16 protein-coding genes are annotated in these 14,146 nt (G+C 43.8%); 15 read left to right on the forward strand and 1 reads right to left on the reverse strand.

Annotation, left to right across the window (positions count from 1 at the left end; genetic code table 11):
• The 8 genes from BY447_RS00005 to BY447_RS00035 all read left to right on the forward strand — a co-directional run.
• A partial coding sequence (locus BY447_RS00005) for a M91 family zinc metallopeptidase (RefSeq protein WP_323859470.1) occupies positions 1 to 276 on the forward strand: 276 nt, incomplete at its 5' end.
• A 5-nt stretch (positions 277 to 281) separates the two neighbouring features.
• Complete coding sequence (locus BY447_RS23060) at positions 282 to 497, forward strand: hypothetical protein (protein WP_146210973.1); 216 nt, start codon at positions 282 to 284, stop codon at positions 495 to 497.
• Positions 482 to 910, forward strand: coding sequence for a M91 family zinc metallopeptidase (locus BY447_RS00010; protein ID WP_110330187.1), 429 nt, complete (start codon positions 482 to 484; stop codon positions 908 to 910). The genes BY447_RS23060 and BY447_RS00010 overlap by 16 nt, the downstream gene beginning before the upstream one ends.
• 11 nt (positions 911 to 921) lie before the next feature.
• Complete coding sequence (locus tag BY447_RS00015) at positions 922 to 1,563, forward strand: M91 family zinc metallopeptidase (RefSeq protein ID WP_097097542.1); 642 nt, start codon at positions 922 to 924, stop codon at positions 1,561 to 1,563.
• A 20-nt stretch (positions 1,564 to 1,583) separates the two neighbouring features.
• Positions 1,584 to 2,219 (forward strand): M91 family zinc metallopeptidase, encoded by a 636-nt coding sequence (locus BY447_RS00020; RefSeq protein WP_097097541.1) that lies wholly within the window; start codon positions 1,584 to 1,586, stop codon positions 2,217 to 2,219.
• 57 nt (positions 2,220 to 2,276) lie between these two features.
• Positions 2,277 to 3,494, forward strand: coding sequence for an MFS transporter (locus BY447_RS00025; RefSeq protein ID WP_097097540.1), 1,218 nt, complete (start codon positions 2,277 to 2,279; stop codon positions 3,492 to 3,494).
• 119 nt (positions 3,495 to 3,613) lie between these two features.
• Positions 3,614 to 4,246, forward strand: a complete 633-nt coding sequence (locus tag BY447_RS00030; RefSeq protein WP_097097539.1) for a M91 family zinc metallopeptidase — start codon at positions 3,614 to 3,616, stop codon at positions 4,244 to 4,246.
• A 9-nt stretch (positions 4,247 to 4,255) separates the two neighbouring features.
• Positions 4,256 to 5,800 carry an HrpF/NolX family T3SS translocon protein gene (locus BY447_RS00035; RefSeq protein WP_097097538.1) on the forward strand — a complete coding sequence of 515 codons (1,545 nt, stop codon included), beginning with the start codon at positions 4,256 to 4,258 and terminating at the stop codon, positions 5,798 to 5,800.
• 95 nt (positions 5,801 to 5,895) lie between these two features.
• On the opposite strand, the gene BY447_RS00040 is transcribed toward BY447_RS00035, so the two are convergent.
• The gene (locus BY447_RS00040; RefSeq protein ID WP_097097537.1) at positions 5,896 to 6,432 is read right to left on the reverse strand and encodes an RNA polymerase sigma factor; all 537 of its coding nucleotides are present in this window, start codon (positions 6,430 to 6,432) and stop codon (positions 5,896 to 5,898) included.
• Between the two features lie 237 nt (positions 6,433 to 6,669).
• Here BY447_RS00040 and sctW point away from each other — a divergent pair, with 237 nt between their 5' ends.
• The 7 genes from sctW to BY447_RS00080 are packed head-to-tail and all read left to right on the forward strand — an operon-like array spanning position 6,670 to position 14,146.
• The gene (gene sctW, locus BY447_RS00045) at positions 6,670 to 7,824 is read left to right on the forward strand and encodes a type III secretion system gatekeeper subunit SctW (protein ID WP_097097536.1); all 1,155 of its coding nucleotides are present in this window, start codon (positions 6,670 to 6,672) and stop codon (positions 7,822 to 7,824) included.
• Positions 7,821 to 9,953, forward strand: coding sequence for a type III secretion system export apparatus subunit SctV (sctV, locus tag BY447_RS00050; protein WP_097097535.1), 2,133 nt, complete (start codon positions 7,821 to 7,823; stop codon positions 9,951 to 9,953). Before sctW ends, sctV begins: the two co-directional genes overlap by 4 nt.
• A complete protein-coding gene (locus tag BY447_RS00055; RefSeq protein ID WP_097097534.1) occupies positions 9,946 to 10,836 on the forward strand; it encodes an FHA domain-containing protein in 891 nt (296 codons plus the stop codon). Before sctV ends, BY447_RS00055 begins: the two co-directional genes overlap by 8 nt.
• Entirely contained in the window at positions 10,830 to 12,182 is a 1,353-nt protein-coding gene (locus BY447_RS00060) for a FliI/YscN family ATPase (protein ID WP_097097533.1), read from the forward strand. Before BY447_RS00055 ends, BY447_RS00060 begins: the two co-directional genes overlap by 7 nt.
• Positions 12,166 to 12,615 (forward strand): hypothetical protein, encoded by a 450-nt coding sequence (locus BY447_RS00065; protein WP_097097532.1) that lies wholly within the window; start codon positions 12,166 to 12,168, stop codon positions 12,613 to 12,615. Before BY447_RS00060 ends, BY447_RS00065 begins: the two co-directional genes overlap by 17 nt.
• Positions 12,612 to 13,133, forward strand: a complete 522-nt coding sequence (locus BY447_RS23065) for a hypothetical protein (RefSeq protein WP_141400266.1) — start codon at positions 12,612 to 12,614, stop codon at positions 13,131 to 13,133. Before BY447_RS00065 ends, BY447_RS23065 begins: the two co-directional genes overlap by 4 nt.
• Positions 13,130 to 14,146 (forward strand): FliM/FliN family flagellar motor switch protein, encoded by a 1,017-nt coding sequence (locus BY447_RS00080; RefSeq protein ID WP_097097529.1) that lies wholly within the window; start codon positions 13,130 to 13,132, stop codon positions 14,144 to 14,146. Before BY447_RS23065 ends, BY447_RS00080 begins: the two co-directional genes overlap by 4 nt.

Raw genomic sequence — 14,146 nt, forward strand, 5'->3', positions numbered from 1 at the left:
CAATCTGTTGTGGTAAACCGACCAGCGGGACATAGTCCACACGCCCTGGATGATGCTTTTCTGAGTTTGGCACATGAACTTGTCCATGCTTTTTATCTTCTTAATGGCAAACGATTATCAACACCTCTTGATTCTCGCGGCACACGAATTCATGAAGAGCTTAGGGCAGTAGGTGTGCCGCCTTTCGAAAATGCAATGTTTTCCGAAAATGCGATCAGGCGTGAACATCATAAAGATTATCGAAGAGATTATATACTATCAACTGATAGAGGGTGAAATTAATGTATACTGTGCCGCCCAGTAGAACACTTCCTTTTATAAATATTTTAAGCGATAACGATGAGAATCGTGAAGCAGCAGAGATCGCTTTAAAAACAATCCTTTCAAAACCTCATGGTCGAACGCTTTTAAGTGAAATTGCGGATAACAGCACGGATGAGAAGAAAATTACTATAATTTCAGCTAACAATGTTGATTCCTCTTGCTACCTCAATTAACTAAATCTCAACTCATTAAATATAATGAATACAGAGATAATGATAAAGACTGGAGTAATAAAGTTGCATCTCATATTTCAAATTCACCATCAATACAAGGGCTTGGAGAGGGTGTAAGCTCTAATGTATTCTGGAATAAATCAGTCTCAATTTATATTGATTCAAAAGGCGAAAATTATATTAAGAATGATGGTGTAATTTCCTTTATCTCCTTAGCGCATGAACTCAACCATGCATATTATCTTTTGAAAGGTGATTACCTTTCACATCCTGTTGATGAAGAAGATACGCCTATTTTCGAGGAGTATCGGGCAATGGGGGTGCATCAATATGAGAACATCCCTTACTCTGAAAATGCTATTAGGCGGGAACATAACATTGAACTAAGAAAGAATTATTATATGAATGATTAAAAGGAGTTCAGATGCTGATAACAAATAGTTCTTATATGCCTAATGTTGAAATTCATCATCATAATCAGGATGAATTAAAAAAGACAGAGGCAGCATTAAAGAAAATTGGTTCTAAGCTTAAAGGTTTTTTGATGTTGAGTGAAATCAACAATATGGCTCAGGGACAAACTAAGATAAGAATCATTCCGACATTATATGGAGAAAGCACTACATCATCAGCTTTAACAGAGTCACAACGAAAAATATTCCCTAATCCTGATCCTGATAACATTTCTTCCCAAAAATGGGAGGATAGCATAGGGAATCGGATTAACTCAATACATGCAATTGGAGGTAATGAGACCGGAACAAGCGCTATAGTAAACTGGAATATTCGCGAATATGTTCATATAAATAACAGTGGAGATAGCATTGTTTCAAAAAATAGTAAATATTCTTTTGTCACACTTGCTCATGAACTTGTTCATGCTTACTGGATCATGAGAGGTGAAGGCTTAGTGGTCGGGGTAGACAGTAATGGTATAGCTAATATGGAAGAATGGAGGGCGATGGGGATCAATAATTACTATAATGAAATATTTAGTGAAAACAGTATTCGTCAGGAGCATGGTTTACCAATGCGAATCAGATATATTCCTTCAAATATTTCTTAACTGATTTAGAGGTAATCAAAATGATTACGCAAAGTGCCTTATTCAAAAATTTCACTATTGAATATTCTGAAGAAAGACAGTTTAAACTTGCAGAATATGCATTATCAAAAATTGGCTCAAAGCCAATAGGATTTTCGATGTTAATCGAAATGAATAACATGGCTAAAGGTGAAACAAAAATAAATATTTTCCCTAATAAGGAAGGAGGGTCTGCTACAGGGATGATGTTAACAGAAAGTCAGTTTCAAAAATATCCAAACATATCAAATCTTCCAGATGTGAAATGGAAGATCGAACGTGCAAAAACAATTGTTGCTGATAAATCGATAGGAGGTGAGGGCCAGCCAACGAGTGCTTTTATTGTCTGGAATACCAAAGAAGCTAATTATGTAAGTGATACCGGAAAAAACGCAAGAGTTGAAGATGAAAAAATGTCTTTTGTCACACTTGCTCATGAACTAGTTCATGCTTACTGGATCATGAAAGGGAAAACTTTAGGAATTAAACCTGATATAAATGGCGTTCACAACATGGAAGAATGGAGAGCGATTGGGATAAACAATTTTCTTAATGATAGGTTCACTGAAAATAATATTCGTCGTGAACATGGGTTGCCTCTCAGATTGCAATATGCGGGAGAAAACTTTATTCGATAAATTCTTTGTGTATCGTCATGACCTTAAAAAAATTAATATCACAACTCTGGAGCAATTGTGACTGAATCAGATAATCTATTCTGGAAACGTAATCTTTTTATTTGCATGATTGGTGCGTTTGCGACAACTGTCGGATTAACCATCATGCTTCCTTTTCTCCCATTATATGTTAATCAGCTTGGCATTGTTGAACAGGATAAAATCATTCGCTGGTCTGGAATTGCTTTTAGTGTGACCTTCCTTTCAGCGGGTCTTGTCGCGCCGATATGGGGAAGGTTAGGTGATCGTTTTGGCCGAAAAACGATGCTTATACGCGCAAGTCTCGGACTCTCTATCATTCTCTCTTTGATTGGGTTTGCTACTAACGTGTATAACCTCGTTTTAATGCTGTTCCTGGTTGGTCTGGCTGGTGGTTATGGATCTGGTTCAACGATTCTTATTGCTGTTCAGGCTCCTCAGGAGCGGTCTGGTTGGGCGCTGGGTATGGTCGCATCAGGCGTAATGGCGGGAAATCTAGCTGGACCTTTGTTAGGGGGTATTCTTGCACCGTTGATCGGCATTCGTGAAACGTTCTGGTCTGCCGGAGGTTTTATCTTTATTGCATTCCTCTTAACCCTCTTTGGAATCAAAGAAGAACATAAACCTAAAACCAAAACCGAGCGAAAATCGAAAGGGATTATTGGTAAGCAGGATAAACCTGTAATCCTTGTAATGCTGATTTCAAGTATGTTTCTGATGATAGCGAACCTTTCTATCGAACCTATCATTACGATCTTTATCAGCTCAATTGAGTCGAATGTTGATAACATTACTTTTATGTCAGGTCTCGTTCTGGCTGCTTCAGCTCTCGGATCTGTTTTATCGGCGTCGGTATTAGGCAAAATAGCCGATAAAATGGGACACGTTGAGGTCATCATAGGAGGAATGTTTATCGCTGGACTCCTCATCATTCCTCAGGCGTTCGTTACATCTGGATGGGAGTTGGTCCTGTTGCGGTTCCTGATGGGAATTGCGCTCGGAGGATTGTTGCCTTGTACCTCAGTCATTATTCGACAGAAAGTTGCTGTTGAGAATGTTGGAAGTGTGCTGGGTTACTCGGTTTCAGCAAAGTTCATCGGTCAGTTCATTGGTCCATTCCTCGGGGGAATGATAGGTAGTCATCTCGGGATCCGATATGTGTTCATTCTGACAACAGTCGTTATGTTCGCTGGCGCAATTCTGAATTTAATTTTCGTCAAAAAAACATTCAAAGATGTTTATGAGAGTCATGAATAGTCATGTTAAGCCCTATCTCGTCCTTGAAACAAAACTAAATATGACATTATGTTAGCCAAAAGTGCATTGTAGAAGATTTGTTCAAGTCAAAATAGAAGAGGCATGTCTGACAGAAAATTATGTATATACAAAGTCGTGTTGTACCAAACCTGACGATTGAAACCTCCAATCCTTATCTTTATAAAAAAACAGAATCAGCACTTTTCAAAATCTCAGCAAAGCCGATTGGTCAGGCTCTTTTAAGAGAAATCAATTCACTTGCTAGAAATGAAAGATGTGCATTTGTGATTCCAGATGAAAGCTTCGATTGCTCGGCAAAACCAATGCTGACATATTCTCAATTAAAAACATATGGTCCCCCACCAATTGATGAAGACGAAGATAAATGGAATATGTACAAAGCTATTGAACTCGTCACTTCAACCCAAAAAGGAGGTAAGGGGGTCGGAACGACAGCTGTCAGTTACTGGAACCCAAATGAATTCATTCATATCGATCTCTTTGGTCACTCTCATAAGGTGATCAATCAATATAGTTCATTCCTTTCTCTTGCACATGAACTTATTCATGTCAGAAATATTTTAAAGGGTGACGTCTTGATAAATTCTGAAGGTGGATTATCTCGAATTTTAGAGGAAGAGTACCGAGTATTGGGTTTACCTCCCTATCATGATGAACCTATAACAGAAAACAAAATCCGCTTAGAACATGGTTATCCTTATCGGTTCGATTATCAGCATTTAGATAATTAGAGGCTCAAGATGAAAATCTTAACATCGACAAATGAGAATGTATTTCAGAACGATAGTCTTCTAACTGGGCCACCAGCTGAAGAAGCTTTTCCTCAGAAGGCACAAACCAATGTTATCGACTTTACCTCTGTTTCTTCTCAGCAAAGTTTAAACCAAATCCTCCAGCCGAACGTTCAAGGGTTTATTACCGCTAATGACGCTGGATCAACTCTTACTGATTCGTCCTCTGAAAGTGGGATGTCTTTTGCGGATGTTGTGACGACACTCGGTCGGCATGACGGTTTATTGAAAAAGGCAATGACGAAGGAAGATTTACAAAAGCTTGAATCCGATCCTGATACACCATCAGATATGAAAGCCGCTCTTCAGATACTATTGAATAATCCTGCTATGTTTCAGGCGATAGACAATGCAACGCCTGATAAAGTCGATGGCAAGATCGCCGCAGGGGACATCGATGCACTACGCAAAACGCCTGCTTTTATGCAATATGCCTCTCAGCTTTCAGAATCCTATACTCACGATTACATTCCTTCTGACGCTCCTACAGGTTCACCGCCTCAGGAAATGACGGCAAACGATGCTGCTCGTGAACTCTATCTTTACTCGCAGAGTCTGCCAAAACAGCTCAGCCTTCAGACTCTGAATGAGATTGCAAACGGATCACAACCGCTTGATAAGTGTCCTCCGCAGGTCGCCGCAGCTGCCAAATATTTCACTGATCATCCTAACCAATGGGCAAACCTGACAGGGATGAGTGACCCGACAAAACCTGAATCCCGTGAAGCTTTATGTGATCAGGTTTCTTATTCGGTAAAACTCACGAAACCCGAAAGTGACGCGCTTCAGACTGTTAAAGACAACGAGGATATTTTTTTTAAGAACGGGAGCCTCACACCTAAGAAACTCAAGGACATTGCTAAAGATCCCAATAATTCTCAGTCTGTAAGAGACGCGGCAACATTGTTAAGCAAACCGAATTCAATGTTGTTTTCGATGCTGGACAATGGCAAACATCACGCGGGAGGCAATTTCTTTAATAAATCCAATGATGAGAAAATCAGTAAAGGTGATCTCGATGCTTTCATTGCGCATGGTTCTAACCAGGTAGCAGCCGCGCCAACGCAGGCGAAAACCGATACACCGACACAACTGAAAGCAAAAGCGGATATGGACGCCGGTCAGGAAACCCAGCCTGATAAGAAAAAAGAAATGGGAGGCGGCTTTTTCAAAATGTTCGACATTCTTGGATGGATTGGAACGGGTTTATCGATATTGATCCCAGGACTTGGAGAGGCTGCGTTAGGGGCGGGTGTTGGAAAAGCAGCTGTTCAGGCTGGTGTTGAAGCGGGAATGAAAGCAGGGATGGAAGGCGGTGTGAAAGCCGGATTCTCAGCAGCGAAAGAGGCTGGAATCGCAGCGGGTAAAGAAGCGAGCAAGGCAGCGGAACAGGCAGGAACAAAGGGGATTGGCTACGCTGCTGGAACAACAGCTGAACGAGGCGGTAAAACAGGAGCGGAAGTAACGGTTGAACATGAGTCTCAACGGAGTTAAAAAGTAAATGTCAGACCAACTGACAGTTCAACAAAAATCACGCGCACGCTAATGCTTCAGTTAATAAAGGGAGAACACTGTTCTCCCTTTTCTGTTTACGGTTCCCAATGAACATATTTCCTGAGAAAAATTCGCAGTCGGGATAAACGTGATCGAACAGTCCCGATAGGGATGGCGAGCTTGTTCGCAAGTTCCTGATAGCCGATGTCGTTTTCAATCAAGACTTTGAGCATTTGCTGATATTTTTTCGGCATGACTGAGAATTTTTTAACGGCTTTCATCAGGCATTCTCGGGCTGAAAGAATATTTTCAGGTTCGTCTTTTTCCTGGAATTCGCGATCAAGCGCGTCTTCAGGTGCAGCGGTCAGCGACCGAATCTGAGAGTTCTTATAGTAGATTTTGATCAGGTTCATGGCTATCCCAAAAATCCATGTTTCCGGTTTCGATTCGCCTTTGAACTTGTCTTTATGGATAAGCACTTCAAGCCAGGTTGTTTGAACGAGATCATCAACGTCAGCAAAATTGGTGACGCGTTTTCGAATAAAACTCTGAAGGTTCTTTTCGTTCTCGATCATGATCAAGCCCCAGTCAATAAGGGGTTTCGCGATAGCCTCTTCAATCAACGTTTCCATCTTACCTCCTGATTTATGTCAATCAGATTTAGCAATCGCTATGCCAGCTATTTTTTTCTTTTAAATGATTGAATTTAAAATGAAAGGGAAGAAGAGAAGGGTTCAGAATTTGCCATTTATGGCAAATTTTCAGCAGGACAGCCGCCAAATTTGGCAATATCAGAAGATGAAAATATTTCGGAACTGAGTTCGCTGTTTCTTTACCTATAACCAAAGGGAAAAAGAAGGAAAGTTCCGATGAACATGAAAATTCACCACACCCCAGTTCGACATTTTGAGGTGGCAGAAAAAGAAGAGGCGATAGAAGAACTCGGGAATATTGGGAAGGGTGATTCAACCGTTAAACCTGGTCATGAAACGACACACGCAGAACGCCTTAAAAAAGAACAGGCGTCTCATGTTGCTGAACATTCACTTGCACAGGAAATCGATCAACATCGTGCGAAAATTGAAAAACAACAACAGATAGCCAGGTCGAGGCGTGGAGGGTATTCACTCAGGTTCACTCATATTGAACAGATCAGTGAATTACTTGAGGGTGGTCATGATGAAGAACAGGCAAAGCGAGAGGACCGGATTAAAGCGATCCTGGAGGAATCGCCTGAACATAACCACTTCACAGCCATTCTTGAAACGATTGATGATGATCCGGCTTCAGCGTATGCAACATTGAGCCTCATGGCGCTAAAGCTTCAGGATAACCACCAGCCCCAACTTCTCGCGAGTATTCAAACTGTTTTAGACAAACTCAGTCATGAACATGGTGCTGAGGTCACAGCCGGAATGAACACGGCGAGAGCTTTCGCCACTCACTCAACTGATAAAACCCAAAAACGCACGCTTCGAAAACTTTATTATGATGGTGTTGTGGGTCAGCAAACCTCAGATTCTGTCATGGATCTCTTACTCTCAAAGTTCGGCGTTGAGGGATATTTACCGGCGCTCAGAACGCTTCAGAGAGCGTTAGCAGATGACATCGCCGCGTTATCACCCTCTATCCCCCCGATGGCCTTACGCCGTTTACTGAACGGCCTGAACGATACACGCGTATTGAGTAACACAATCACTGAGGTGAGTGAGTTCTTAACGCGAATGTCTTCGACTTTCAGAGATGTGAAAATGTCTGTCGATAAGATGACACGAACTCTTCTCGGGATGTGCCGAAATGGTTTTTTTTCAAACCAGCTCATTTCGCTGGGTCTTGAAACTATCGGAGAGGATTCTCAGCGTCATCCGTTTTATTTCAATCATCTGTTAAGACTGATTCAGCGACTACCAGAGAACGTCTGGGGCGATAACGGCAAACATCGTGATTCGGCGATCAGGATGATTCGCGCGTTAAACGGCGAACTGGCGCAAATGGAAAAAAATCGGTTAGGTCAAATGCAATGAACCAGCTCTTTAACTTTCTCAATAAAGTCGCTTTTCATGCCATGCAGCGATCAGAAATCGTGGGTGGGTTCATTGCGCTTTCCGTTGTGTTCATGCTGATTATCCCGTTGCCATTGCCGCTTATCGATATTCTGATTGCCACCAATATCAGCATGTCATGCCTGTTGATCATGAACGCCATGTTTCTTCCCAAACCGCTCGCGTTTTCAACATTCCCGTCTGTTCTCCTTCTCACGACAATGTTCAGACTGGGTCTCTCAATCTCCACCACGCGTCAGATTCTGCTTCAACAGAATGCAGGCCATATCGTTACAGCCTTTGGAAACTTTGTGGTGGGTGGAAATCTGGCGGTGGGGCTGGTGGTGTTTTTGATTCTGACGGTGGTGAATTTTCTGGTCATCACAAAAGGATCGGAACGAGTCGCGGAGGTCTCAGCGCGGTTTACGCTCGATGCCATGCCAGGAAAACAGATGTCCATCGATTCTGATTTGCGAGCGGGTTTAATCAGTGCGGATCTGGCTCGGAAAAAACGCGCAGACTTACAGAAAGAGAGCCAGCTTTTCGGGGCGATGGATGGAGCGATGCAGTTCGTGAAAGGCGATTCAATGGCAGGCATTGTAATTCTTTCCATCAACCTGATCGGCGGGTTTTGTATTGGCGTCCTCCAGCTGGGGATGACAGCGGGCGAATCGATGCATGTCTTTTCCATTCTGACCATTGGCGATGGCCTGATTGATCAGATCCCGGCGCTGCTGATTTCCCTCACCTCGGGAATGATGATAACGCGGGTATCAGGTAATGAGGAAAACTTTGATCTCAACATTGGCAAAGAGATAACCCAGCAACTGACCAATCAGCCTAAAGCCTGGATTATGGCGGGGGTAGGCATGTTTGCATTTGCGATACTACCAGGGATGCCCACATTCGTTTTTCTTTTCCTGGGAACCGTGACTATCGGAAGTGGCGGGTTCCAGTTCTGGCGGGATAAAAGAAACGCCTCAACAAACCAGCATGAAAAAATGTTGGTTCCTGAGGAAAACGGAGAAAACGACCTGAGAACATTCAATCCAGCACGACTGTTTACACTGAGCTTTCCGGCAGGTCGCGAGCGTGATCCGCACGTAATCCAAATAATTGAAGAAATCCGGCGTATCAGGAACCGAATCGTCAATCAGTTTGGTTTCACCTTACCTGTTTTTAATATTCAGTTCACAACCGCTCAGCGAGAGGACGAGTTTCGTTTTCTGGTGTATGAGGTTCCGAAAGTCATCGCGACTATCACCCAATCAAAACGCGCTGTTGAGCGAATTGGCTATGTCAGACAGCTTGAGGATAAATCCACTTTGCCCGCTGAAACAGATGGGCTTGAAGAGGATTTTATCTGGCTTGAGAACGAGGATGACTATCTTAGAGCGGGAGAGGTCAGCTGGAGTGGCAACGATCTGTTACTGGCAAAAATGGAAGAGGCGTTGTTTCAATCAGCGCCTCGCTTTATTGGAATGCAGGAAACTCGCGCTATCGTTTCATGGCTTCAATCCGATTTGCCTGAGGTTGCCCAGGAATTTGAACGCGTCTTTCCAGTTGCGCGGTTATCTAACGTTCTGCAACGGCTGGTGGCCGAACGGATCTCGTTGCGGGTCATTCGAACTATCGTTGAGAGCTTACTAAGAAACGGCAGTGAGCGAGACACAGGAATGTTAATCGATCAGGTCCGAATCGACATAAAAGAGCATATCTGTTACCAGCACAGCAACGACAGAGAAGGGATCATTGCCTGGTTACTCGCACCAGAGACCGAGGAAATCCTTCGCGAGGCACTACGTCATACGAACACCGATACCTTTTTTACGCTCGACAGAGACCGGATGAAAATCTTTATCGATCAGATTAGAGGGGTGTTCCCGCCTTATCGGTCCATTAATCAGGGTGTGATGTTGGTTGCCCAGGACCTCCGCGCCCCGCTCAGAACTCTCATTCAAAACGAATTTAATCATGTGCCGGTCCTCTCTTTTTCGGAGCTGGAATTTAACTTGCCGGTCAACGTAGAGGGACGGATAGACATTAATCAGGATCTGATTGAGGGCAAGGGTCAGGAACCGGAGAACGAAAGTGAGGAAGACGATGTTTGAATTACGGGTGTTAAACGGTCTTCATGAGGGAGCCGCGATTCCGCTGACGGGTGAGAGCTGGTCACTGGGTAATGATGAACAAAACGATCTCCAGCTCTGTGACGAGGCGATTAAATCCTTACATGCCAGGCTCAGGAAAACCGAACAGCTTTGGGAACTCTTGCCAGGAGAGGGAGACGTTTATCTGAGCCAGGGCAAGGCGATTAGAGAAACGCTTTCCCTCGATCTTAATCAGCCTTTCCAGCTTTCCGGTGTCTGGCTGGTGGTGAGTGATGCCGATTCTCCCTGGCAAAAAAACGGGCTTATTCCGCTTGATAAAAACGGGAACATTCTTACGAAATCCCTGACAGGTAAATTCGATTTCCTGTCACGCTTCGCAATCCTTATCCGGCCTCTCATTATTTTGTTCTGCCTGCTGCTGATCGGTCTTGCAGTGGCCGGTTTCTGGTCAGCGTCGAAAGTCGAGCCTAAACCTCAGAATCTGAAACCAGTTCTCTATGATGCGGAGGGATTACGGGCAGTAGTTGACCGAAAGCTTCAGGAACGCGACCTGTCATCGGTGGTGAAGGTCGAGGGGGATCATCAGGGCGTTTGGCTGGTGGGGAGCGTTACTCAGATTCAGTCAGACATCATCAATCGCCTCATGATTCTGATGAATAAAACCTATTCAATCAAAATTCCTTTTGTGAATCGCACAACTTTGAAAGTTTTATCGCTTCCTTTTCGTATTGTGCAAATCACAGCGGGGAAAGGGGCAAATGTGGTTATCGATAACGGGAAACGGTTATTTATCGGTGACAGAGAAGGCGATTTCACATTGTCCAGAATCACAAAAACGGCGGTGGAATTCACCGGACCTCAGAACATTACAGTGAAATGGTGATGACACGATTAGATGAATGGTTTGATGAAAACGAATCGCGATTTCAGCAACTGAACCCGGTTGAGGTACATGGTCGCATTACGGGTATTACTGGGATCCTTCTTGAGGCGAGTTTACCTGATGCAAGGATAGGCGATTTATGTCGAATCACTGGCAAAGATAACGTTCAGGTTTTGGCTGAGGTCGTGGGGTTCAATCCTGAAAATACACTCCTCTCCGCGCTGGGGTCACTTAACGGTATCGCGCAAGGTGCGAGAGTCACACCCCTTTATCAGCCTCATAAAATCTCTGTCAGCAAAAAATTACTCGGTTCTGTGCTGGATGGATTCGGGAGACCTCTTGATGACCAGTCAGTTTCAGCGTTTGCGCTCGATGGGGAACACGTTGAGGCTTATCCGGTTTTGCGCAGTGCGCCACCAGCCACAGACAGACCCCGCATTAATGAGGCGCTTTCGACAGGGGTAAGGGCGATTGACGGGCTGATAACGTTAGGAACAGGTCAGCGGATGGGATTATTTGCTGGCGCAGGTTGTGGAAAAACAACCTTGCTTGCTGAGGTGGCAAGAAATACGCCTTGCGATGTCATTGTGTTTGGTCTGATCGGCGAGCGCGGTCGTGAACTCGGGGAATTCCTGGAGCACGAGTTAGACGAAACGTTGCGTGAGAAAACGATTATGGTTTGTGCCACGTCGGATCGGTCAAGTATGGAGCGCGCTCGGGCTGCGTTTACCTCAACAGCGATTGCTGAGGCATTCAGGGAAGAGGGGAAAAGCGTTTTACTTATTATCGATTCCCTAACGCGCTTTGCTCGTGCTCAACGTGAAATCGGGCTTGCGCTCGGTGAACCGCCTGGTCGGGGCGGTCTTCCTCCCTCGGTATATACGCTGCTTCCAGGTTTGCTCGAACGCGCAGGGAAAACACATCAGGGGTCAGTCACCGCGTTATATTCCGTTCTCATGGAAGCGGATTCAACGAATGATCCGGTTGCTGATGAGGTTCGGTCTCTTATCGATGGACATATCATCCTGAATCGGAAGCTTGCTGAGAAAGGGCATTTCCCGGCGATTGATGTTCTCTCCAGCCTGTCACGCACGATGACCAATGTCGTTGACCCTGTCCAGACGCAGATGGCCAGAAAATTTCGTCAGCTCATGGCCGCGTTTTCCCAGGTCGAAATCCTTATTCGACTGGGGGAATATGAACCTGGAAGCGATTTATTAACTGATGTCGCAGTTAGATTACAGCCATCTATTAACAATTTTCTTCAACAGGGAAACCATCAGCCTGAACCGTTTATTCACATGCTTAATAAGTTGGAGGATTTAATCAATGAATCAGGATTATGAATTTGAAATTAAGCTCAAAGAGAATGAAATAGCAAAAACAGCACTGGTTATTTTGCCTTTACGGGAGCGCAAGCTTGTTAAACTGAAAAATCGATTAAAAGAAGAAAATGCGCGACTCGCAAAACTTCACAAGCTGATGAAGAAAGGGGAGAGACGCTTAACGATTTATCGTCATCAATATAAAAACGCGATTGAAGATTTCGCTAAACATCATACTGGCGTAATACTGATGCATGAAAAGCTTTTTCAGACGCTTGAGGCTGAAAAGCTTTGTCGAGCTAATCTGATGAATCAGGAAGCGGAAAATCAGGAGGTCGCTGAACATATTTTGAAACAGGGAATTGTGATTGAAAGTATAAATAAGGAAATAAAAGATTGTCAGAAGGAAATAGAAAAAATTGAAGTAATTCTGTCCGAAAAAGGATTGTTATGAAAACTTCTGTACATTGCTTTTCGCAACAACACGCTTCATCTCAACATAATCAGCTGTCTCAGCCAGCCCGACGACCTCAAAATCATCGGTTTAAACCCTCTGAAACGGAACCGCACAAAAAAGAGTCTGATGAATTTCGCTATTTGCTTAAGGGCGAACATCATAATCATATTGATGATTTCGATACATTCTGCTTCAAACTTATCGATGAACATCCATCTGAACCAACTGAGGAAACGCCTCAGCACCCCGTTTTTCATCCGATCATGTCTGATGTTCTGACCGAAATCGAAAAACAAGAACATCTCCCTGCTGAGTTTTCCCTGATCCTTCCTGGCTCAGGTGAAATCGTCGCAAAGATGCAACAAGGCGAATCAGGTGAAACGGTCATAGCGCTGGGATTTACTGACGAGACACTTTCGAAGCTGTTGGGTTTTGAAAAGCAGGGCGAAAATCTCATGTCTCGTCGCCTCGGAAAACCTGTGAGGCTCCAGTTCAAAAGGATTGAGGCGCTATGAAATTCAAGACTATCTCAATGAAAGAAGTTGAGATAAGAAACTGGATCGGCACAGGTCGAATAATATCACTCAACTCTCCTGATGATTTCCTGGTGATCAGAATGTGTGAGCTAAAAAGAGTCGATAACTTTTTGTCTTTTTCATCGGCCTGGGGAAATTTTTCACTTGCTGAACCGGGTAGATTTCTTTCGACAATCAGCCGTGCCTCTGTTTTTGAAGATGCTTTTATTGAGCCTGACGAATGGATTTTTGACCTCATCAACAACAGACTAAAGCCGCCATTCAGACAGCTTTTCTCACTTATCTCAAAAAATAACGTTACAGAATCGGTATTGATTGAAACAGAAATTAATTTGACAGAGAAGGGTGAAACCTCGGTTCATTATGCTCAACTAAGCATTGATCTCCTTGAAACGTGGCAATCGCTGGCCATCTTTAACCAGGTTCCGTCTCCATTTTCTCTGTCAATGCCCATCAACTTTCCCGTTATTGCAGGCCATCTTAAGTTGTCTCTGAAAGAGTGCCTTAACCTGAACCCTAAGGATGTTCTGATCCCTGCTATTCCTTTGATCTCGGTCAAAGGAGAGGGAGTTATTCGTATCGGAAAGACGGAATTGTATTTTGAGCTGGAACCAGAATCCGAGAATTCTCACCAATACATATTATCTATTACTGGAAAACAGGGACACAATCTGATGACCGATTATGATAGCGAGACTCAGCAATCCGGCAACGATACGCTAAACGAGAGAAAAGATTACCTTCAGGTTCCCTCACAGACTGGCTTTAATGATTTGCCGCTTGAGCTGACGATCCGTTGTGGAAACTTATCAATGACACTCGGCGAGCTGCAAAATCTTGACGCCGGTTCAACATTGCTTGTTGAGCATGTCACTCCTGGTGAGGCATTGCTTTGTCATGGAAACTATCTTCTTGCTAAAGGCGAACTCGTTAACGTAAACGGAGCCTTAGGCTTGCAGATTAAATCGATGTTCCGAGCCGTACCAGGTTAA

This window comes from Pantoea sp. JKS000250, from assembly GCF_003201065.1.
In the GTDB taxonomy this organism is placed as follows: domain Bacteria; phylum Pseudomonadota; class Gammaproteobacteria; order Enterobacterales; family Enterobacteriaceae; genus Pantoea; species Pantoea vagans.

Bases quoted from the DNA above. Each gene is read 5' to 3' on its own strand.
- BY447_RS23060 (WP_146210973.1), top strand. From the start codon at position 282: ATGTATACTGTGCCGCCCAGTAGAACACTTCCTTTTATAAATATTTTA.
- BY447_RS00015 (WP_097097542.1), top strand. From the start codon at position 922: ATGCTGATAACAAATAGTTCTTATATGCCTAATGTTGAAATTCATCAT.
- BY447_RS00020 (WP_097097541.1), top strand. From the start codon at position 1,584: ATGATTACGCAAAGTGCCTTATTCAAAAATTTCACTATTGAATATTCT.
- BY447_RS00030 (WP_097097539.1), top strand. From the start codon at position 3,614: ATGTATATACAAAGTCGTGTTGTACCAAACCTGACGATTGAAACCTCC.
- BY447_RS00035 (WP_097097538.1), top strand. From the start codon at position 4,256: ATGAAAATCTTAACATCGACAAATGAGAATGTATTTCAGAACGATAGT.
- BY447_RS00040 (WP_097097537.1), bottom strand. From the start codon at position 6,432: ATGGAAACGTTGATTGAAGAGGCTATCGCGAAACCCCTTATTGACTGG.
- sctW (WP_097097536.1), top strand. From the start codon at position 6,670: ATGAACATGAAAATTCACCACACCCCAGTTCGACATTTTGAGGTGGCA.
- sctV (WP_097097535.1), top strand. From the start codon at position 7,821: ATGAACCAGCTCTTTAACTTTCTCAATAAAGTCGCTTTTCATGCCATG.
- BY447_RS00055 (WP_097097534.1), top strand. From the start codon at position 9,946: ATGTTTGAATTACGGGTGTTAAACGGTCTTCATGAGGGAGCCGCGATT.
- BY447_RS00060 (WP_097097533.1), top strand. From the start codon at position 10,830: ATGGTGATGACACGATTAGATGAATGGTTTGATGAAAACGAATCGCGA.
- BY447_RS00065 (WP_097097532.1), top strand. From the start codon at position 12,166: ATGAATCAGGATTATGAATTTGAAATTAAGCTCAAAGAGAATGAAATA.
- BY447_RS23065 (WP_141400266.1), top strand. From the start codon at position 12,612: ATGAAAACTTCTGTACATTGCTTTTCGCAACAACACGCTTCATCTCAA.
- BY447_RS00080 (WP_097097529.1), top strand. From the start codon at position 13,130: ATGAAATTCAAGACTATCTCAATGAAAGAAGTTGAGATAAGAAACTGG.